We start from the raw sequence: 19,612 nt of genomic DNA, 5'->3' as shown, positions 1-19,612 counted from the left end.
ATCTCTCCTGTTACGGCTGAGTGTCATGGGGCACGGTGTTGGGTTGCGATGGCCCGGGATCGTTCACCTGGTGGGTGCGATCGTCGCCGAATCAGTCTCTCCGGCGGGCCCGCGGATGGGCGGCATCATACACCTGTGCCAGGTGCTGATAGTCGAGATGGGTATAGATCTGGGTGGTTTCAAGGTTGGCGTGGCCGAGAAGTTCCTGGATCGCCCGCAGATCGCCACTCGACTCCAGCAGGTGACTGGCGAAGGCATGGCGCAGACGGTGCGGGTGCAGGCGCACATCCAGCCCGGCGCGACGGCCGGCCTCGGCGACCCGGCGTTGCACCGCGCGGTTGCCCAGGCGCTGGCCTCGTCGGCTGACGAACACGGCGCGCTCGTCCGCTGTGGCCCAGTCGCCCCGGCGTTTCAGCCAGGTGTGCAGCGCATCGCGCGCCACACGCCCCACCGGGACGCTGCGCTCGCGCCGGCCCTTGCCGAGCACGCGCACCAGCCCGGAATCCAGGTCAAGGTCGGTCAGATCCAGTCCGGTCAGTTCCGACAGGCGCAGCCCGGACGAATACAGCAGCTCCAGCATCGCCTGGTCGCGTGCCGCCAGATTCGGCTCGATGCCCTCCGCCGGGGTCAGCGCCCGCTGGGTCTGATCGACATCGAGATCGCGCGGCAGGGGGCGCCCGGCACGCGGGCCGCGCATGCCGGCGGCCGGATTGGCCGGCATGCGCCGCTGTTCGACCTGATAGGCGAAGAAGCCGCGCACGGCGGACAGGAAGCGCTGGATCGAGCGGGGGTGGCGGCCCTGGCGGGCCAGCTGTCCGGCGATGCGCCGCATGTCGGCTGCCTTGAGGGCATCCCAGGGGCCGTTATGCAGCCCGCGCAGGCGGGCCAAGTCGCGCCGATAGGCCTGTACGGTATGCGGCGAATGACCGCGAACATCGCTCAAATGGGCCAGAAAGGCCGCGATATCCGCATCCTGCTCGGGTGCGTCAGGCAGCGGCGTGGGCCCGCTCGACATGGCAGCGGATCGATTCGGCCAGCAGGTCGCCGATGTGGGTGACGAAGTAGGTGCCCATGTCGGGCTCGAAGCGGTCCGCGGATTCGCTGGCCAGGCCAAGTACCCCGATATGGTCGGATTCATTGCCCAACGGCATCAGGATGGCCGAGCCGATCTCCTCGGCGTCATCGAACAGCACGTCCAGCATCTCGGCCGGGACGCGACCGCATTGGGCCTTGCCGCGGCTGAACAGCGGGTCGAAGGTGGCCAGCTCGCTGGTGGTTAGCGCATGCAGGTCGTCGACCTCGCGGTGGGCCAGGCGGATGCTGACGCGTTCCGCGCCCAGCTCGTTGCGCAGGGCGTCCTGGGTCAGCGCCAGCACGGCGTCCAGGTTCTCGGCGCGCATCAGGGTCTTGGCCAGTTCGTGCAGGTGCTGGCCCATGCGCTCGTTGTCGCGGGCACGCTCGACCAGCTCGCCCATGTGCTGTTCCATGGCGCGGTGCTTCTCGCGCAGCAGGGCGACCTGGCGTTCCAGCAGGGACACCGCGCCACCGGTCGGGTGCGGCAGGCGCAGGATGTCCAGCAGAGGCAGGTGGTCCTGGAAGAAGTCGGGATGCTCGCGCAGGTAGGCCTCGACGTCCGCCGCGCTGATCGTGCGGTCTTCCGGGGCCCGGGTCTTGGGGGTCTTGGTTTTTGCCGCAGAGGCGTTGGAGGATTGCTGCCCAGTCATAGATCGATCCAGCCGTTGAATACCGTGGTGGCCGGCCCGGTCAGCCAAACCGGAGCCTCGGCCTGTCCGGCCCAGCTTAGCATAAGGGTCCCGCCCGGCAGGGTCACTTCGAGGTTGTCGTCGACCAGTCCGCGGCGGCGCAATATGGCCATCGCGGCGGCCGCGCCGCTGCCACAGGCGAGTGTCTCGCCGACCCCGCGTTCGAACACCCGCAGGTCGACATGCCCGCGGTCGCGCAGTGCGGCGAACCCGACATTGACGCGGCGCGGGAAGCTTGCGTGGCGTTCAATGATCGGGCCGATCTCGTGGACCGGTGCGCTGGCCACGTCGTCGACCAGGATCACCGCATGCGGGTTGCCCATGGAGACCGCGCCCAGGGTGATCGAGTGGCCCTGCACATCCAGCGTGTAGGCATCGGCCTCGGCCTCGGCGAGCAGCGGGATGCGCGCCGGTGCGAACTCCGGCCGCCCCATATCCACGCGCACCTGCTCGTCGTCCTCGACATGCAGCACGATGCGCCCGCCGAGGGTCTCGACCGGGATCTCGCGGGCCTCGGTCAGGCCCTGCTCGCGGACGAAGCGGGCGAAGCAGCGCGCGCCGTTGCCGCACTGCTCCACCTCGGAGCCATCGGCATTGAAGATGCGGTAGCGGAACAGCGCCTGCGCCGGATCGCCCGGTGGCTCCACCAGCAGGATCTGATCGCAGCCGATGCCGAAGTGGCGATCGGCCAGGTGACGCAGCGTTGGCTCGTCGAGCCGCACGTTCTGACGTATGCCGTCGATGACCACGAAGTCATTGCCCAGGCCGTGCATCTTGGTGAAGTCCAGGCGCATCAGGCGGTCTCCGGCAGGTGGCCGACAATGGTCATGTGGCGATCCGAGGTGATGGTCACCGTGAAGCCCTCGATCCCGGCCGCTGCCAGCTGTTCGCGTACCTCGTCGGGCGTGAAGGCGGCATGCAGGGAGTGCTCGAAGTCGTGGCGCAGCACCGGCGGCGCGTCGGCGGCGTACTCCGCGACCAGGGTCCGGACCGTCTCGGTCGTATCCGGCCGTCGCAGGTCCATGATGAACACCGCCGCGCCGGGCGCGCCGTCACGCGCAATGGTTTGCCACAGAGCGGCCGGGTCATGCAGGTGATGCAGCAGGGAGTTGCTGATGATCGTGGCATATGGCGCGCGCGGTCCGCGCGCCTCTGGCAGGCAGCCTTCGGCCAGATGCACACGGTCCGCGGCTGGGTGCCCGGCCATCAGCGCGTCGCCGGCCGCCAGCATCGCCGGGGCGCCGTCGAGGCCGTCGACCTCGCAGTCGGGGTAGCGCGTGGCGAAGCGCAGCGAGACATCGCCCGGGCCGCAGCCCAAGTCCAGCACCGGCCCGGTTACGGGCCCGGGAAAGGCCTCGGCGAAGGCGTCGACGAAACCCTCGTGCGGGGCGGCGAAGTCGGCCTCGGCATAGGCACGGGCCTGCTCCGGCTCCAGCATCAACTCCGGCTCCGGGCGCCGCGGGATCACGGCTCGATGCTCCCTGACGGGTCCTGGTCCTCCGGATCCCGGGGCAGCATGCTTTCGCGCATCATCAGGTGATCGACCTGCTCGCGGCGGTTGATGATCTGGAAGTGGTCGCCGTCGACCATTACCTCCGGCGGGCGCGGGCGCGAGTTGTAGTTGCCGGACATCACGTAGCCGTAGGCGCCGGCCGAGCGCACCGCGAGCAGGTCGCCGGCGGCCAGCGCCAGCTCGCGTTCGCGGCCGAGGAAGTCGCCGGTCTCGCAGACCGGGCCGACGATGTCGTAGGTGCGGGTCTCGGTGTCGCTGCGCGGTACCACCGGGACGATTTCCTGCCAGGCGCCGTACAGGGCCGGGCGCAGCAGGTCGTTCATCGCGCCGTCGACGATCGCGAAGTCATGGGCCTCGGTGTGTTTCAGGTATTCCACCCGGGTCAGGAACACGCCGGCATTCGCGGCGATTGCGCGCCCCGGTTCCAGCAGGACCTTCAGCGGGCGATCGCCCAGGACCTCGCGCAGGGCGCTGGCCCAGGCATCCGGTTCCGGTGGGGTCTCGTCGCGGTAGCGCACGCCCAGCCCGCCGCCGACATCGATATGTTCCAGCTCGACGCCGTCCGCGGCCAGTTCGTCGACCAGTGCCAGTACGCGCTTGAGCGCGTCGGTGAACGGGTCGATGCGGGTCAGCTGCGAGCCGATGTGGAAGTCGACGCCGGTTGCTTCCAGGTGCTGGCTGTCGCGCACCCGGGCATACAGCGCCGGTGCCTCCTCGATGGCGACGCCGAACTTGTTCTCGCGCAGCCCGGTGGCGATATAGGGATGGGTCTCGGCGTCGACGTCCGGGTTTACCCGGATCGACACCGGGGCCTGGACACCCATCTCCATGGCGACGGCCTCCAGCCGGTCCAGCTCCGGGGCGGATTCGACATTGAAACAGTGGATGCCGACCTCCAGCGCCCGGCGCATCTCGGCGGCGGTCTTGCCGACCCCGGAGAACACGACCTTCGCCGGATCGCCCCCGGCGCGCAGCACGCGCTCCAGTTCGCCGCCGGAGACGATGTCGAAACCGGCGCCCATGCGCGCCAGCACATTCAGTACGCCCAGCGCGGAGTTCGCCTTCACGGCGAAGCAGACCTGGTGCGGGGTGCCGATCAGGGCCTCGCTGAACGCGCGGAAGTGGCGCTCCAGCGTGGCGCGGGAATACACGTACGCGGGGGTGCCGACCAGCTCGGCAAGGCGGTCCAGTGCTACGCCTTCGCAGAACAGGGTGCCGCGGTGGTAATCGAAGTAGTCCATTCAGCGCCGCTCCTCGGTTTCGTCGTCATCGGGCAGATAGAGATCGCCCTTCTGACCACAGGCGGAGAGCATCTGCATCGTGCCGAGCACGACGATCACGGCAATCAGGAGCCACTGGGCCTTGCAGGAGAACATGGGTCGGATCCGGGGTTCGTTGCATCAAGAGGCGATAGTGTGCCATTGATACGCCCCTGGCTTCAGGTGCTAGCGGTAGATGCTGCGGTATCTGCCCGCCGAAATTTGCCCGATCGTGAACGGCGATGATTCGTTCATCAATGATTCAGCCAGGTTTGGGACGATGCATCTGCGAGACCAGCAAAAGACCACTGAAGCTGGTCAGGGGGCGGAACCCGAACCGCAGGGAATAGAGACCTGCAGCTCGCCGTCCAAAGCAACAGGCGTCACCGCGGTTCGCCGCCAAGACGTCCCGGATAATCCGGATCTGACCCACAAGATGAGAGGAGATCATCCATGATTAGCACCAAGCGCCGTGTCTTCCTGAAAGGCACTCTCGCCGCCGGTACTGTCGGTGTCGCCGTCGGGGCCGGTCTGCTCGCCCCGAGCAAGCTGCTCGCCGCCTGGCCGTCCGAGGCCTTTGGCGCCGAAGGCCTTGAAGCCGCCTTTGAAGCCGTTACCGGTTCCAGCGACATTGCCGATGGCGACGTCACCCTGAGCGCCCCGGAAATCGCCGAGAACGGCGCCGTGGTTCCGGTGTCGGTCGAATCCAGCCTGGACAACGTGACCGAAATGGCCGTGTTCGTCGAGCTGAACAACCAGCCGCTGACCGCCCACTATGTCCTGGCCGATGGCGCACACGCCAACATCTCGGGCCGTATCCGCATGGGCGAGTCCTCCAACGTGATCGCCGCCGTGAAGTCCGGCGACACCTGGTACAAGACGGTTCAAGAAGTGAAGGTCACGGTCGGTGGCTGCGGCGGCTAACGCCGACCCCCAACCGCTGATCCGAACACTACTGGAGGTTTAAGATATGTCTATCCGAGTTCGCGCCCAAGAAAGCAACGGCGTTATCAACATCCGTGCGCTGATGAGCCACGACATGCTCGTCCCCGACGACGACGGTGGCCCGCACTTCATCGAAACCGTGGAAATTGCGCGCAATGGCGACACCGCCATTACCGCCAACTGGAACTACACGGTTTCCCGCAACCCGTTCCTGCAGTGCGAGATCGACGGCGCCGCCGGTGACACCGTGACCGTCTCCTGGACGGACAACAAGGGTGAATCCGACTCGACCGACGTCGAAGTGCGGTAACAAAGAGGGTTCCACTCTCTTTGAAGAAGCCGGGGCTGGTCCCCGGCTTTTTTGTGTCCGGTCATCGGGTGTCTGTGGTCAGCGTCTCTCTGGCGTGGACTACACTCCAGAAAGGTCCATGCCGAGCGCACCGCCATGTCCCCGGATATCCCCGCGCCCCGTGAAGCCGATCCGGCCCTGCGCCCGGCGCTGCTCCTCGAGCCCCACCAGCCCCTGTGGCAACGCCTGCCCCGGCGCGACGCCGAAGGCCGCCGGCTGGCGGACTTCATGATGCTGATCCCCGGGCTGCGCCAGCGTCCGCGCTCCGAACTCCATGCCCGGGCGCGCGCCATCGAGCGCGTGCTGAACGGCTATGGGGACGATATCGCGTTCGTGGAGCTGAACCTGAAGCTGAACACCCTGTGGGTCTCGTTGACCGCGCGGCCCGGGCTTTGCACTGAAGTGCCGGGGGCGATCCAGGCGGTGGTGCCCGAGGCGTTACTGGTGGGGCCGAAGCTGACCTCCGGCATGTAGTCGTCGAAGGGGTGAGGCCGCTGTCCGCCCCGACGCTGTTCTACCGTGAATAGGCCCGTGTTTCCCTGTGTCATACCGGGCGACGGCCAGCCTTGCTACACTGACCTTTTACCGTGCCCGAACCGGAACATGACTGAACGTACTGCATCTGTCCGCCGCGACACCCTGGAGACCCGGATTGCCGTCGAGCTGAACCTCGACGGCACCGGCCAAAGCCATCTCGAGACCGGCATCCCGTTCCTCGACCACATGCTGGACCAGGTGGCCCGTCACGGCCTGGTGGATCTCGACGTGCGCGCCGAGGGCGATCTGCATATCGATGCCCATCACACGGTGGAGGACGTCGGGATCACCCTGGGGCAGGCGCTGGCCAAGGCCCTGGGGGACAAGAAGGGTATCCGCCGCTATGGCCATGCCTATGTCCCGCTGGACGAGGCCCTTTCACGGGTGGTCATCGACTTCTCCGGGCGTCCGGGGCTGGAGATGCACGCGGATTTCCGCCGTTCGCACATCGGCGAATTCGATGTGGACTTGTTCCACGAGTTCTTCCAGGGCCTGGTCAACCACAGCTGGATGACCCTGCACATCGACTGCCTGCGTGGCGACAACGCGCATCATGTCGCCGAGACCATCTTCAAGGCCTTCGGGCGCGCCCTGCGTGTGGCGGCGGAGTTCGATCCGCGCTCCGCGGGGATCACGCCGTCCACCAAGGGCAGTCTGTAACGGACCAACGGACGAGACCCGGCCATGGAAACTGTTGCCGTCATCGATTACGGCATGGGGAATCTGCACTCGGTCGTGCGTGCACTGGAGCACGAGGCCGCGGGCGACCAGCGCGTACTGTTGACCGACGACCCCGAGACGTTGCGCGAGGCCGACCGGTTGGTGTTTCCCGGCCAGGGCGCGGCCGGGGATGCCATGCAGGCGCTGTCGAATCGCGGGCTCGACCGGCTGCTGCCGGAGCTGGCGGCCGACCGCCCGTTCCTGGGCCTGTGCCTGGGCCAGCAGATCCTGATGGACGCCAGCGAGGAGAGCGGCGGCGTCGACCTGCTGGGCATCCTGCCGGGCCGGGTCGCGCGCTTTCCCGCCATGCAGGGCCCGGATGGCCGGCGCCTGAAGATCCCGCACATGGGCTGGAACCGCGTGCTGCCGGCGCAGGAGCATCCCCTGTGGCACGGCCTGCCGGAGACCCCGTGGTTTTATTTCGTCCATAGTTACCGGGTGCAGCCCGAGCGCGAGGCCGATGTCGCCGGGCGCACCGATTATGGCGAGACCTTTGCCTCGGCACTGGCGCGGGGCTCGTTGTTCACCATGCAGTGCCATCCGGAGAAGAGCGCCGCCTGCGGGCTGCGTCTGCTGCATAACTTTCTGCGCTGGGACGGTGATGGTCCCGGGGCGTCGTGAGGAGTCGAAGATGCTGGTCATTCCCGCAATCGATCTGAAGGAAGGCAAGTGCGTTCGCCTGCGCCAGGGGAACATGGACGATTCCACCGTGTTCGGCGAGGACCCGGTGGAGATGGCGAAGCGCTGGGTCGATGCCGGGGCCGAGCGGTTGCATATCGTTGATCTCGACGGCGCCTTTGCCGGTCAGCCGCGCAATGCCAAGGCGGTGCACGCGATTGCCAAGGCCTTCCCCGACCTGCCGATCCAGATCGGCGGCGGCGTGCGCGACGAGGACACGGTTCAGGCCTATCTGGATGCCGGGGTCGAATACGTGATCATCGGTACCCGCGCGGTCAGCGCGCCGCACTTCGTGAACGACCTGTGTCTGGAATTCCCCGGCCGTATCATCGTCGGGCTGGATGCCAAGGACGGCAAGCTGGCGGTGGATGGCTGGTCCAAGCTGTCGCACCACGACGTGATCGACCTGGCCCAGCACTTCGAGGCGGACGGCGTGGTGGCCTTCGTCTACACCGACATCGCCCGCGACGGGATGATGAAGGGCCCCAACGTGGAGGCTACCGCGCGCCTGGCGAGCAACGTGCGCGTGCCGGTGATCGCCTCCGGCGGCATCAGCTCGCTGGACGACCTGCGCAACCTCGCCGCCCGCGAGGACGAGGGCATTACCGGCGCCATCGTCGGCCGGGCCTTGTACGACGGCGCCTTCACCCTGGAGGAGGCCCGCAAGGCCCTCGCAACCTGAGATGCTCGCCAAGCGCATCATTCCCTGTCTGGATGTCGACGCCGGCCGCGTGGTCAAGGGTGTCAACTTCGTCGGCATCCGCGATGCCGGGGACCCGGTGGAGATCGCCCGGCGCTACAACACCCAGGGTGCGGACGAGATCACCTTCCTCGACATCACCGCCTCCAGCGACGACCGCGAGACCATCGTGCACGTGGTCGAGGCCGTCGCGCGCGAGGTGTTCATCCCGCTGACTGTGGGTGGTGGCGTGCGCGCGGTCGAAGACATCCGCCGCCTGCTGAACGCCGGGGCCGACAAGGTTTCCATCAACACCGCCGCGGTGCACCGGCCCGAGCTGGTGCGCGAGGCCGCCGACTGGGTCGGCAGCCAGTGCATCGTGGTCGCGATCGACGCCAAGCAGGTCAGCACGGGGAATGAACCACCGCGCTGGGAGGTCTTTACCCACGGAGGCCGCCGCGAGACCGGGCTGGACGTGGTCGAGTGGGCGCAGCGCATGGAGTCCCTGGGGGCCGGCGAGATCCTGCTGACGAGCATGGATCGTGACGGCACCCGTATCGGCTTCGACCTGCCCCTCACCCGCGCGGTCAGCGATGCGGTCGGCGTGCCGGTGATTGCTTCGGGCGGGGTCGGTGAGCTGCAGCACCTGGTGGAGGGTGTGACCGAGGGCCATGCCGATGCCGTGCTGGCCGCCAGTATCTTTCACTTTGGTCAGCACACGGTGGGCGAGGCCAAGGACGCGATGGCGGCGGCCGGTGTCCCGGTGCGGCCGAACGATGCCGAGGTGGCCGCGCAATGACCGATTCGACTCCCCGTCCGGGTGGTGCCGAGGTGCTTTCCGCGCTCGCCGAGGTGATCGAGCAGCGCCGCCAGGCCGACCCGGAGCAGTCCTACGTGGCGAAGCTTCACGCCCGGGGCCTGGACGAGATGCTCAAGAAACTGGGTGAGGAATCGGCGGAGACGCTGATTGCCGCCAAGAACGACGATACCGACGCCCTGGTGTCGGAAATGGCCGACCTGTGGTTTCATGCCCTGGTGGTGCTCGCGGCCTGCGGACGGCACCCGGACGATGTCCTCGATGAACTGGGCCGGCGTTTCGGTCTGTCGGGCGTCGCCGAGAAGGCCGCGCGCGAAATCAGTGGTCGCCGGTCCGACCATTCGTAGTCTGTACATTGGTCGGTGTTTCCCCGGGGGCCGCATTGAGTCGCCGGCTGTAAAGCGTTCGTTCATGTGGCGCGGCTACACTGCAATCACTGCGCCCTGTCCGCGAAGAAACAGCGACTCCAGCACACCGCCCACAGTGGCCGGTGTGCCCCAGAGTTGATTATGGGCCTGGCGCCGTTCAGGCTAACCCCAAAGTTGTATGACTGGAGAACAGAGTCCATGGGTATTGGTGGTATCAGCATTTGGCAGCTCCTCATCGTCCTGCTCATCGTCGTGCTGCTGTTCGGCACGAAGAAGCTGCGCAACATGGGTGGGGATATCGGCTCGGCGATGAAAAACTTCCGCCAGGCGGTCAAAGATCCCGACGCCGAGAAGAAGGAAGGCGAAGAAGGCGAAGAGCCGCGCGAGGTCGAGAACCAGACCGACAGCGAAGGCCGGGTGGTCGACGCCGAGGTGAAGAAGAGCAGCGAAAAGGATTCCGACGCCTCGCAATCGGACAAGAAGTCCTGAGCCGCGCGCCCTGCGCGGCGGCCAGGCTCGAGCGATAGCCCATGTTCGACATCGGCTTCTGGGAAATCATCATCATCGTGCTGGTGGCGCTTCTGGTCGTGGGGCCGGAGCGGCTGCCCGGGCTTGCGCGCGAAATCGGGCGCTGGGTCGGCAAGACCCGGCGTTTCGTCCATAGCGTGCGATCGGACTTCGAGCAGGAGCTGCAGACCGACGAACTGCGCAACATGCTGAAGAGCCAGGATCGCGAGATCCGCCAGCTCAAGAACATGATGGACGAGACCGAGACCAGTCTGCGCGAGGATATCGAGGATACCGAGCGGGACCTGCGCGAAGATATCGAGGGCAAGCCGAAGACCCGCAAGGATCTCTCCGGCAAGGAGCAAAAGGCCCTGGCCGAGAACAAGGCCAAGCCTGCGGTGCGGGACAAGCCATCCATGCGCAGCCCGGATGCGTCGGCGCGTGCTTCGGACACGGGTGCGCCGGAGGCAGCCGACGACGCGGATGCGCCCGAGGTTCGGCGTGTGCCCACCCAGGGCGATCTGGATGGCAACTTGATGACCGACGACCCGGCGCTGGCCGCCGAGCAAAAGGCGCGCGCCTCCGATGGCCCGCGTCCGGAGCGGACGAAACCGGCGGTGCGCGAACGGCGTACCCCGGACCCTGCCGAGTCACGGGGGGGCGAGGCCTCTGATCCCGAAGCGGATACCACCCACAACGACCAGACCCCTGACAAGCACTCATGAGCAAGACCAAACCGGGGGTCGAGCCGAGTCCGGAAGCGACCGAGACCCTGCTCACGCACCTGATCGAGCTGCGCGACCGCATCCTCAGGATGTTCATTGCCATCCTGGTGATGTTCCTGATCCTGTTCCCGTTCGCCAACCCGATCTACACCTGGCTGGCCGGCCCGCTGATGCAGCACCTGCCGGAAGGCACCAGCATGATCGCGATCGACGTGGCCGCGCCGTTCCTGATCCCGTTCAAGCTGACCCTGCTGCTGGCGGTGGTGCTCAGCATCCCCTACCTGCTGTATCAGGTCTGGTCCTTCGTGGCGCCCGGGCTTTACTCGCACGAAAAGAGCATGGCGCTGCCGCTGGTGGCGTCGTCCACCGCGCTGTTCTATCTGGGGATGGCGTTCGCCTACTTCGTGGTCTTCCCGCTGATTTTCGCGTTCTTCACGGCCACGGCGCCCGAGGGCGTGGCCGTGATGACCGATATCTCGCGCTATCTGTCGTTCGTCATCATGCTGTTCATCGCCTTCGGCATTGCCTTCGAGGTGCCGGTGGCAACGATCCTGCTGGTCTCCATGGGGGCCACGACCCCGGCCAAGCTGTCGCAGAAGCGCCCCTATGTGATCGTCGGCGTGTTTCTGGTCGGCATGGTGCTGACCCCGCCGGACATCATCTCGCAGACCCTGCTGGCGCTACCGATGTGGCTGCTGTTCGAGATTGGCCTGATCCTGTCGCGCATCATGGAGCGCAAGAAGGCGCAACGCCGCGCGACTGCGGGCGGTGACGATGCGGCCGACGCCGATGATGGTCCGGACGACGATGGACCGGGTGGCGGCGGTGGTACGCCGCGCGGTGGCCCCGGTGGCTCGGGCAAGGCGTCCGGCACCACGCGGGCCACTTCGTCCACGGCGGCCGCATCCGCCGGCGGGGGCGCGAGCGCCGCCGCGCGCACCGGGTACACGCCGTTGACCGACGACGAGATGGACGCCGAGCTCGACCGCATCGAGGAAGAGCAGGCCGAACTGCGTCGCCAGCGCGGGTCCGCGAGCACACTCGCCACGGACGCCCCCGCCGATCCGGCGCCCGAGGCGGACGAAAGCCAGAGTGGCGAGCGCCTAGCTGACGACGGCCAGCCCGACGCGGACGCATCGCAGGAGGATGGCAATACGGGGCGCGATCGCTGAGTCACCGCGCCGGCGGCCGTATTTGTGCAGGCCTGCGCCCCCGCCAAGCATCGGAAGTTGCTAAAATACCCGGGTAACCCATTGACCCAGGTAATGATCCCGCGATGGCACACCCGCGTCCCACCCCCCGCCGCCCTGTCCTGCTGATCATCATGGACGGGGTGGGCGTGAACCCGTCCAAGCTGAACAATGCCTACGCCGAGGCCGATACGCCGCGCCTCGACGAGTACCTCTCCACTCATACCCACACGACACTGGACGCCTGTGGTCGCGCCGTCGGGCTGCCGGATGGGCAGATGGGCAACTCCGAGGTCGGGCATCTGACCCTGGGTGCGGGCACCGTGATCAACCAGGACCTGGTGCGTATCGACGACTCGATCACCGATGGCAGCTTCTACGAGAACGACGCCCTGGTCAGTGCTGCGCGCGCCGCGGCCGCGAAGGACCAGCCGTTGCATCTGATCGGTCTGGTGTCCGATGGTGGTGTGCACTCGCATATCCGCCACCTGCGCGCCCTGGTGGAGATCTGCCAGCGCGAGGGCGCGCGCCCGATGGTGCACATGATCACCGACGGCCGCGATACCGCACCCCGTTCCGCGCTCCACTACCTCGATCCGCTGGAGGAAGAGCTGGCGAACGCTGGCGGCGCCATCGCCACCGTGTGCGGGCGTTACTACGCGATGGACCGTGACAAGCGCTGGAAGCGCACGGAAAAGGCCTTCCGCGCGATGGCCTACGCCGAGGGGGAGGCCGCCGGTTCCGCGCGCGAGGCGATCGAGGCGGCCTATGCGGCGGGCGAGGACGACGAGTTCATCAACCCGCGCATCATCAACGGTGGCGAGCCGCTGGGGCAGGATGCGGTCTGCGTGCTGTTCAATTTCCGTAATGACCGTCCGCGTCAGCTGACCGCGGCCCTGGGCATGGACGACTTCGACGGCTTCGACCGCGGTGACTTTCACCCGGTCTCCGAGACCTGCCTGACCGAGTACGACCCGCGCTTCCTGTCGCCGATCGCGTTCCCGCCGGAACGCCCGTCGACGACTCTGGGCAGCACCATCGCCTCCGCCGGCATCCCGCAGTTCCACTGTGCGGAGACCGAGAAGTACGCCCACGTGACCTTCTTTTTCAACGGCGGCAAGGAAGAGCCCTACGCCGGCGAACAGCGCGTGATGGTCCCCTCGCCGTCGGTGGATACCTACGACGAGCAGCCGGAGATGAGCGCGGTCGAGGTCGCCGACCAGACCATCCAGGCGATGGAGAGCGGGCGCTACGGGTTCGTCCTGGTCAACTTCGCCAATGGCGACATGGTGGGTCATACGGCCAAGCGCGAGGCCCTGATCGAGGCCGTCCAGGTCCTGGATCGTGAGGTCGGGCGGGTGCTGGATGCGGCGAAGAAGCTCGAATATTCGGCGATCGTCACCGCGGACCATGGCAACTGCGACGAATACGTGGATCCGGTGACCGGGGCCCCGCACACCCAGCACACAATCTATCCGGTGATGTGCATGATTACCGACTCGCAGCGCTGGCGTCTGCGCACCGGCGGCGGCCTGGCCGATGTGGCCCCGACCGTGCTGGAGCTGATGGGCGTGCCCAAGCCCTCTGCAATGGGCGGGCGCAGCCTCCTGTTCGAGGAAGTGCCGGCCTCGGCCTGAGGGAGCGCGCCATGCATACACGCTACAGCGACACACCGGCCTACGACACGAAGGACGGCTCCGAGATCCGCGAGCTGATGCACCCTGACGTGCACGGCAATGCGGCCCAGAGCCTGGCCGAGGCGGTGGTCGAGCCGGGTGCCGTCACGCGCCTGCATCGCCATGCCCGCACCGAGGAGATCTATCACGTGACCCGCGGGCAGGGCGAGATGCGTCTGGGTGAGGAGACCTTCCCGGTGGCTGTGGGTGACACCGTCTGTATCCATCCCGGCACGCCGCACAACATCCTCAATACTGGCACCGAGCCGCTGCACATCCTCTGCAGCTGCTCCCCGGCCTACTCGCACGACGATACCGAACTGCTGTAGCGCCGATCGGCGCACATGTCGCCACCCTGCGTAAACCCCTGCCCCGGTCCGCGTCTCCTAAACGCCGTACTCGGCGCGGTACGCGCGCAGGGCCTCCAGGTGTTCGGGCGCGCGGCCCGTATCCTCCAGCATGGTCACGAGATCGGTCAGCCGCGCGACGCGGATGACCTGCAGGCCCAGGTCGGCTTCGACCTCCTGGATCGCCGAGCGCTCGCCGCGGCCGCGCTCCTCGCGGTCCAGGGCGATCGCCACGCCCACTGGCGTCGCCCCGGCTGCGCGGATCAGGTCCACCGATTCGCGGATGGCGGTGCCGGCGGTGATCACGTCGTCCACGATCAGCACCCGGCCCTGCAGCGGCGCACCGACGATGTTCCCGCCCTCGCCGTGGTCCTTCGCCTCCTTGCGGTTGAAGGCCCAGGGGCGGTCCATGCCGTGGTCGCGGAACAGCGCTTCGGTGACCGCCGCCGCCAGCGGGATGCCCTTGTAGGCCGGGCCGAACACCAGGTCGAATTCGATGCCGGAGTCTTTGATCGCACGGGCGTAGAACTCGCCCAGGCGGGCCAGGTCGGAGCCGCGGTTGAACAGGCCCGCGTTGAAGAAGTACGGACTGGTTCGCCCGGACTTCAGCGTGAACTCGCCAAAGCGCAGGACGTCGCGTTGCAGGGCGTATTCCAGGAAGGCGTGGGCGGTCATCGGGGTGCTCCGGTCGTAAAACGCCGTATTCTGACACAGGGACACGCGGATTCCGCAGCCAGGCCCTTTCCTGCGCGTGCGCGCGCCGGTATCGTTCCTCGCCATGCGCATACTCTCGATGAACGCCAACGGCATCCGTGCCGCCGCCCGCAAGGGTTTTTTCGACTGGCTCCCGGGGACCGAGGCCGACGTGGTCTGCATCCAGGAGACCAAGGCCCAGATTCATCAGATCCAGGGCGAGCCCTTCCATCCACCCGGTTACCACAGTGTCTATGTCGATGCGGTGAAGCCCGGCTACAGCGGTGTGGCCCTGTACAGCCGCCGCCAGCCGGACGAGGTCGTGACCCGCATCGGCTTCGAGGAGGCGGACAACGAGGGCCGCTATGCCGAGATGCGCTTCGGCAACCTGTCGGTGGTCTCGCTGTACCTGCCCTCGGGTTCCTCCGGCGACCATCGCCAGGATTCCAAGTGGCGTTTCCTGGAGTTCTTCCGGCCCTGGCTGACCGAGCGCATGCAGGACGGGCGCGAATGGGTCATCTGCGGCGACTGGAACATCGCCCACCGCGAGATTGACCTGACCAACTACAAGTCGAACCGCAAGAATTCGGGTTTCCTGCCGGAAGAACGGGCCTGGTTGGACCACCTGTTCGACGAGATTGGCATGGTGGACGTGTTCCGCCGACTGGACGAACGCCCGGAGCAGTACACCTGGTGGTCCAACCGCGGCCAGGCCTGGGCCAAGAACGTGGGCTGGCGCATCGACTATCAGATCGCCACGCCGGGCATCGCGGCCACCGCGCATGACCCGTACATCCATACCGACGATCGCTTCTCCGACCACGCGCCGTTCTGGATCGACTATGACTACCAGCCCTGATCGGGGCATGTTCCTCGCATTCGGTAACGTCGGCGCATGACCGGAGTCGCTGAAGCGCAGCGTCCCCCGAGCCGCGACTGGCGCGCGGCCCTGGCGGTCTACCGCCACCCACGGGTCATCGGGATGCTGTTCCTCGGCTTCGCCGCGGGGCTGCCGTTGCTGCTGACCGGCGGCACCTTCACCGCCTGGCTGCGCGATCTCGGGGTGGAGCTGGCCTCCATCGGCTTCCTGTCCTGGGTCGGCATGGCCTACAGCATCAAGGTGTTCTGGGCGCCGGTGGTCGACCGCCTGGCCCTGCCGCTCCTGACCCGGATATTCGGGCGCCGCCGTGCGTGGATGCTGTTCGCCCAGGCCGTGATCATCCTCGGGCTGGTCGGCATCGCCTTGACCGACCCGGTCGAACAGCTCTGGCTGGTTGCGGTCCTGGCCGTGCTCACCGCCTTTGGCGCCGCCACCCAGGACATCGCCATCGACGCCTATCGCATCGAGGCCGTTAGCCAGGAGCGCCAGGGCGCCATGGCGGCGGCCTACGTGTTCGGTTATCGCGTCGCACTGCTGACCGCGGGGGCCGGGGCGCTGCACATCGCCGCCGTCGGTAGCTGGAGCCTGTCCTATGCCGCCATGGCCGCGCTGATGCTGGTAGGTGTCGTCTGCACGTTGATCGTGCGCGAGCCCGAGGTCGCGAAACGCGATGCCGCCACGGCCCGGCTCGAGGATCGCGTGGTCCATTACCTCAACAACACCTCGGATACCGGCTGGTGGCGGGACCTCAAGGCCTGGGTCATCGGCGCGGTGGTCTGCCCCTTTGTCGAGTTCTGGCAGCGTTTCGGCCGCATCGCCCTCGTTGTTATCGCGTTTATCGCGGTCTTTCGCATCAGCGACATCTTCATGGGGGTGATGGCCAACCCGTTCTATCTGGACATCGGATTCACCAAGGAAGAGATCGCCAATATTGCGGCCGCCTTCGGCCTGGCCATGACCCTGACCGGTGCGGCCCTGGGCGGATTGCTGGTGGTGCGCTTCGGCATCATGCGCATGCTGATCGCGACCGCGATCCTGGCGCCGCTGACCAACCTCACCTTCTCCTGGCTGGCGACGCTCGGGCCCGAGACCTATGGGCTGGTGTTCGCGATCATGGCCGACAATCTATCGGGTGGCATGGCGATTTCGGTGTTCATCGCCTATCTCTCCAGTCTGACCAACAGCGCCTACACCGCCACCCAGTACGCCCTGTTCAGCTCCATCATGACCCTGCCGGGGCAATTCCTCGCCGGCTTCACCGGCATGCTGGCGGAGCACATCGGATGGGTCTGGTTCTTCGCCAGTTCGGCCCTGATCGGGATCCCCACCATCCTGCTGGCGCTTGCCCTGATGCGCTGGGCCAACCCCGACCAAATGCCCCAGCCCGGCCGGCCAGACACCTCGCCGGCGTCCGCTCGCGAGTAGCCGCACCGCACCTGATCCAAGTGGCTTTCGGCGGCCACAAAAAAGCCCGCACCAGACGGCACGGGCTTTGATGACCCTTCCGGGGTTCGCGTCCTGTCAGAAGCTGTAGTGCATACCCACCATGAAGACGTTGTTGCTGCCGTCACCGGGGCCAAAGCCGGCTGGATCACTACCGGTGTCGCGGGCCTTCAAGGCAGGCACGGCGCCGGTGGACTCTTCTTCGTAGTAGTACTCGGCGAACAGGGACAGCCCGTCCATCCAGTTGAAGGCGTAGCCTAGGTGGAAGACGTCTTCACCGTAGTTATCCACGTTGGCGTAGGTACCATGGAAAATATGCTGACCCATCGTGTAGGACGCGTAGATGTTGGCAGCGATATCGCCGTCGTCACCAAAGGCGCCGGCATCCTGGTCACTTTCGATGTACTCCACCTTCGCGCCCATGGACCACGGACCCATGCTGTGCATCGCTGAAACACCCCAGATCCTGGTGTTTGCTACGCCGTTGGCATCGTCGACCCCGATCGACAGCGTGGTGTCACCAAAGCTGTACGAACCGGTCAGCTGGTAGCGATCGTCTTGAGACCCTGATGCGTCTGCATATCCTGCATTCGCACTGTAGGAGGCAGCGAAGGAGAAGCCGTTAAAGTCCGGCGAGTAGTACATCAGGCTGTTGCTCTCGCGGAACGTGGTGTAGGTCGCGAAGCCACTCTGGTAGGAGTAGAACATATCCACCGGGAAGGCGATGGCGTTGTAGTACGGGAGCCAGTCGCGGCCGTATGCAACGGTACCGAAGGCCCCACTGAGCCCGACCTTGCCGATTCGGATATCTTCGTTTTCGCCGTTGAAGGGGTCCTGGATCTTGCCGTTAGCCAGATCGATCGGCACCTCCAGCTGCGCAAAGGCGTTGAGGTCCGAGTTGATCTCGTAGTTGGCGTTAAAGCCTAGGCGCGAATAGGCGTCACGGAAGCCGTCGTAGCTGTCGACGCCTTCCGGGTCGGCGGCTTCATACTGCAGGCGTAGAGAGCCGTAGAAATCAAACTCCACGCCGCCTGCGCCTTCTTGCTGCGCGAAAGCGGCATGCGGGCCCAGGAACAGGGCCAGGGCAACGGCACCGGAAAGGGGTGCCAGGGTCCAGCTCATCGTCTTCTTCATTGCGATCCTCTCTGGTCGGGCGGTTCGGGTGTCGCCAGAGGCCATCCTGGGCGGACACGGAATGTGCGTCTTTGCGTCTTGATCGTAGCCGGCAACGTTTATAAGCAGTTTCTAATGCGTTGTAAACAAGATACGCGAGCTCGGCGCATTGTGGTGTGACCACCACACCCGCCCCGTGTTCCTCCTTGTGGCGCCGAGGGTTCGGGGGCCTTCGGTCGCGCGTCTCGCACCCGGCGGGGAGGCGGGTTTCTCGCCGGGGCAGGTACCCCAACTCACTTGTTTAGAGCCCGTGGCGCGATTTCGCCAGTTCGACCTCGAGTTGCAATAAAACTATTTTTGTACAAAAATAAATAGACGAATGATTTATTGCGAGAAGTTTTCATGACCTCCACCCAAGCCGTGCACCAGGCACCCCAGGATGAATCCGGTACCCCTGCCGGTGCGCCGGCCGAGCCGGATGTCGCGCGGTCGGTGATCCGCCAGCTGCGTGTGATCATCCGCGCCCTGCAGGGGCATTCGCGGTCGGTGGAGCGCGCCTGCGGCATCAGCGCCTCGCAGCTGTGGGCGTTGTGGGAGTTGCAGCGCACGCCGGGACTGAACGTCAGCGACCTGTCGCGCCGGCTATCGGTGCATGCCTCCACCACGTCCAATCTTCTGGACAAGCTGGAACACCGGGGTCTGATCGAGCGCCGGCGCCCGGAAAAGGACCAGCGCATCGTCCGGCTCTACGTCACCGATGCGGGGCTGGAACTGCTGGAGAGGGCGCCGGCCGCCCCGCAGGGCGAACTGAACCGCGCTCTGCAGTCGTTGCCGAAGGGACGTCTCGTGGAGCTGGACCAGGGCCTGGACCTGCTGGTCGAGGCGATGAACACCACCGAGCCCAAGGCCGGCCTGCAGCCGTTCGACGGCAAGTCCTGAAACGTCCGACGCGGAGGCCCTGATGCGATTGTTTCGCGTGCTGCTGCCGTTTCTTCTCTGCCTTCCACTGGCGGCGGGCGCGCAGCCCACGTTTGATGCGCCACCCGAGCGCTCAACGGATGGCGGCTTCACCCTGGCGTGGGCGGCAGATGGGCCCGTGGTACTGGAGCAGGCCTCGGGTCCCGACCACGCGGATGCGCGCATCCTCTATCAGGGCGGCGATACCAGCACGGTCATCAGCGGCCTGCCCGATGGTGACTACCGGTTTCGCCTGCGCGCCGCGGATGCCGATCCGGACACCTGGGCCGATCAAGCCATGGTGTCGGTGGAACATCACAGCCTGGCCCGAGCTTTCGGTTTTTTTGCCGTGGGCGCGGTCGTCTTTCTGGTCCTGATCGGGGCCATCCTGCGCGGGCGTCCGCGCAGCTGATTCACTTGGTCCAGCCCTGCCGATCCGTGTCGAGCTAACGT

The 19,612-nt window shown here is 66.4% G+C and carries 26 protein-coding genes; 18 read left to right on the top strand and 8 right to left on the bottom strand.

All coding sequences use genetic code 11. The annotated features are described in order from the left end of the window. Nucleotides 1-91 precede the first annotated feature (91 nt). The 6 genes from xerC to D573_RS14360 are packed head-to-tail and all read right to left on the bottom strand — an operon-like array spanning nt 92 to nt 4,652. The gene (xerC, locus tag D573_RS0111310) at nt 92-1,015 is read right to left on the bottom strand and encodes a tyrosine recombinase XerC (RefSeq protein ID WP_018938639.1); all 924 of its coding nucleotides are present in this window, start codon (nt 1,013-1,015) and stop codon (nt 92-94) included. Beyond that, nucleotides 987-1,724, bottom strand: a complete 738-nt coding sequence (locus D573_RS0111305; RefSeq protein WP_018144936.1) for a DUF484 family protein — start codon at nt 1,722-1,724, stop codon at nt 987-989. Before D573_RS0111305 ends, xerC begins: the two co-directional genes overlap by 29 nt. Beyond that, nucleotides 1,721-2,557 carry a diaminopimelate epimerase gene (gene dapF, locus D573_RS0111300; RefSeq protein ID WP_018938640.1) on the bottom strand — a complete coding sequence of 279 codons (837 nt, stop codon included), beginning with the start codon at nt 2,555-2,557 and terminating at the stop codon, nt 1,721-1,723. The genes D573_RS0111305 and dapF overlap by 4 nt, the downstream gene beginning before the upstream one ends. Continuing rightward, nucleotides 2,557-3,231 carry a trans-aconitate 2-methyltransferase gene (locus D573_RS0111295; protein WP_018938641.1) on the bottom strand — a complete coding sequence of 225 codons (675 nt, stop codon included), beginning with the start codon at nt 3,229-3,231 and terminating at the stop codon, nt 2,557-2,559. The genes dapF and D573_RS0111295 overlap by 1 nt, the downstream gene beginning before the upstream one ends. Further along, nucleotides 3,228-4,517, bottom strand: coding sequence for a diaminopimelate decarboxylase (gene lysA / locus D573_RS0111290; protein ID WP_018938642.1), 1,290 nt, complete (start codon nt 4,515-4,517; stop codon nt 3,228-3,230). Before lysA ends, D573_RS0111295 begins: the two co-directional genes overlap by 4 nt. Further along, entirely contained in the window at nt 4,518-4,652 is a 135-nt protein-coding gene (locus tag D573_RS14360; protein WP_018144932.1) for a lipoprotein, read from the bottom strand. It abuts the gene before it with no gap. 79 nt (nt 4,653-4,731) lie between these two features. On the opposite strand from D573_RS14360, the gene D573_RS14705 reads away from it, so the two are divergent. The 14 genes from D573_RS14705 to D573_RS0111220 all read left to right on the top strand — a co-directional run bounded on the left by D573_RS14705 (nt 4,732) and on the right by D573_RS0111220 (nt 14,055). Beyond that, nucleotides 4,732-4,992, top strand: coding sequence for a hypothetical protein (locus D573_RS14705; protein WP_196799428.1), 261 nt, complete (start codon nt 4,732-4,734; stop codon nt 4,990-4,992). Next, nucleotides 4,989-5,459 (top strand): thiosulfate oxidation carrier protein SoxY, encoded by a 471-nt coding sequence (soxY, locus tag D573_RS0111280; protein WP_018938643.1) that lies wholly within the window; start codon nt 4,989-4,991, stop codon nt 5,457-5,459. The genes D573_RS14705 and soxY overlap by 4 nt, the downstream gene beginning before the upstream one ends. Before the next feature lie 46 nt (nt 5,460-5,505). Next, nucleotides 5,506-5,790, top strand: coding sequence for a thiosulfate oxidation carrier complex protein SoxZ (soxZ, locus tag D573_RS13875; protein ID WP_018168776.1), 285 nt, complete (start codon nt 5,506-5,508; stop codon nt 5,788-5,790). Nucleotides 5,791-5,925: 135 nt separating this feature from the next. Further along, complete coding sequence (locus tag D573_RS0111270) at nt 5,926-6,303, top strand: hypothetical protein (protein ID WP_018938644.1); 378 nt, start codon at nt 5,926-5,928, stop codon at nt 6,301-6,303. Between the two features lie 129 nt (nt 6,304-6,432). Continuing rightward, a complete protein-coding gene (gene hisB / locus D573_RS0111265) occupies nt 6,433-7,026 on the top strand; it encodes an imidazoleglycerol-phosphate dehydratase HisB (RefSeq protein WP_018144928.1) in 594 nt (197 codons plus the stop codon). Between the two features lie 24 nt (nt 7,027-7,050). After that, complete coding sequence (gene hisH, locus D573_RS0111260; protein ID WP_018175911.1) at nt 7,051-7,707, top strand: imidazole glycerol phosphate synthase subunit HisH; 657 nt, start codon at nt 7,051-7,053, stop codon at nt 7,705-7,707. A gap of 10 nt (nt 7,708-7,717) precedes the next feature. Continuing rightward, complete coding sequence (gene hisA, locus D573_RS0111255) at nt 7,718-8,446, top strand: 1-(5-phosphoribosyl)-5-[(5-phosphoribosylamino)methylideneamino]imidazole-4-carboxamide isomerase (protein WP_018144926.1); 729 nt, start codon at nt 7,718-7,720, stop codon at nt 8,444-8,446. Nucleotide 8,447: 1 nt separating this feature from the next. After that, on the top strand, nt 8,448-9,242 hold the full coding sequence (gene hisF, locus D573_RS0111250; RefSeq protein ID WP_018144925.1) for an imidazole glycerol phosphate synthase subunit HisF: 795 nt from the start codon (nt 8,448-8,450) through the stop codon (nt 9,240-9,242). Continuing rightward, a complete protein-coding gene (locus D573_RS0111245; protein WP_018938646.1) occupies nt 9,239-9,607 on the top strand; it encodes a phosphoribosyl-ATP diphosphatase in 369 nt (122 codons plus the stop codon). Before hisF ends, D573_RS0111245 begins: the two co-directional genes overlap by 4 nt. Before the next feature lie 219 nt (nt 9,608-9,826). After that, on the top strand, nt 9,827-10,117 hold the full coding sequence (gene tatA, locus D573_RS0111240) for a twin-arginine translocase TatA/TatE family subunit (RefSeq protein WP_018938647.1): 291 nt from the start codon (nt 9,827-9,829) through the stop codon (nt 10,115-10,117). Nucleotides 10,118-10,158: 41 nt separating this feature from the next. Next, nucleotides 10,159-10,860: a Sec-independent protein translocase protein TatB gene (tatB, locus tag D573_RS0111235; RefSeq protein WP_018175909.1), complete on the top strand. Its 702-nt coding sequence runs from the start codon at nt 10,159-10,161 to the stop codon at nt 10,858-10,860. Next, nucleotides 10,857-12,032 carry a twin-arginine translocase subunit TatC gene (tatC, locus tag D573_RS0111230; protein WP_018938648.1) on the top strand — a complete coding sequence of 392 codons (1,176 nt, stop codon included), beginning with the start codon at nt 10,857-10,859 and terminating at the stop codon, nt 12,030-12,032. The genes tatB and tatC overlap by 4 nt, the downstream gene beginning before the upstream one ends. A gap of 104 nt (nt 12,033-12,136) precedes the next feature. Beyond that, nucleotides 12,137-13,687, top strand: a complete 1,551-nt coding sequence (gene gpmI, locus D573_RS0111225; RefSeq protein ID WP_018649593.1) for a 2,3-bisphosphoglycerate-independent phosphoglycerate mutase — start codon at nt 12,137-12,139, stop codon at nt 13,685-13,687. An 11-nt stretch (nt 13,688-13,698) separates the two neighbouring features. Continuing rightward, entirely contained in the window at nt 13,699-14,055 is a 357-nt protein-coding gene (locus tag D573_RS0111220; RefSeq protein WP_018168770.1) for a cupin domain-containing protein, read from the top strand. A gap of 57 nt (nt 14,056-14,112) precedes the next feature. Here the strand turns inward: D573_RS0111220 and pyrE are convergent, their stop codons facing one another. Further along, nucleotides 14,113-14,748 carry an orotate phosphoribosyltransferase gene (gene pyrE / locus D573_RS0111215; protein WP_018938649.1) on the bottom strand — a complete coding sequence of 212 codons (636 nt, stop codon included), beginning with the start codon at nt 14,746-14,748 and terminating at the stop codon, nt 14,113-14,115. A 103-nt stretch (nt 14,749-14,851) separates the two neighbouring features. Here pyrE and D573_RS0111210 point away from each other — a divergent pair, with 103 nt between their 5' ends. Both D573_RS0111210 and D573_RS0111205 read left to right on the top strand, forming a co-directional pair. After that, entirely contained in the window at nt 14,852-15,625 is a 774-nt protein-coding gene (locus D573_RS0111210) for an exodeoxyribonuclease III (protein ID WP_255346780.1), read from the top strand. A gap of 36 nt (nt 15,626-15,661) precedes the next feature. Beyond that, nucleotides 15,662-17,071 (top strand): AmpG family muropeptide MFS transporter, encoded by a 1,410-nt coding sequence (locus tag D573_RS0111205; protein WP_018938650.1) that lies wholly within the window; start codon nt 15,662-15,664, stop codon nt 17,069-17,071. Nucleotides 17,072-17,167: 96 nt separating this feature from the next. Here the strand turns inward: D573_RS0111205 and D573_RS0111200 are convergent, their stop codons facing one another. Beyond that, a complete protein-coding gene (locus tag D573_RS0111200) occupies nt 17,168-18,223 on the bottom strand; it encodes a porin (RefSeq protein ID WP_018939204.1) in 1,056 nt (351 codons plus the stop codon). 381 nt (nt 18,224-18,604) lie between these two features. On the opposite strand from D573_RS0111200, the gene D573_RS0111195 reads away from it, so the two are divergent. Both D573_RS0111195 and D573_RS0111190 read left to right on the top strand, forming a co-directional pair. After that, nucleotides 18,605-19,141, top strand: a complete 537-nt coding sequence (locus tag D573_RS0111195; protein ID WP_018168765.1) for a MarR family winged helix-turn-helix transcriptional regulator — start codon at nt 18,605-18,607, stop codon at nt 19,139-19,141. Nucleotides 19,142-19,163: 22 nt separating this feature from the next. Continuing rightward, on the top strand, nt 19,164-19,571 hold the full coding sequence (locus D573_RS0111190) for a hypothetical protein (protein ID WP_018938652.1): 408 nt from the start codon (nt 19,164-19,166) through the stop codon (nt 19,569-19,571). The last annotated feature ends 41 nt before the right edge of the window (nt 19,572-19,612 follow it).

It is taken from the genome of Thioalkalivibrio sp. AKL9 (assembly GCF_000377825.1).
GTDB classification, from domain to species: Bacteria; Pseudomonadota; Gammaproteobacteria; order Ectothiorhodospirales; family Ectothiorhodospiraceae; genus Thioalkalivibrio; species Thioalkalivibrio versutus.
This window is presented reverse-complemented; position numbering and strand designations above follow the sequence as displayed.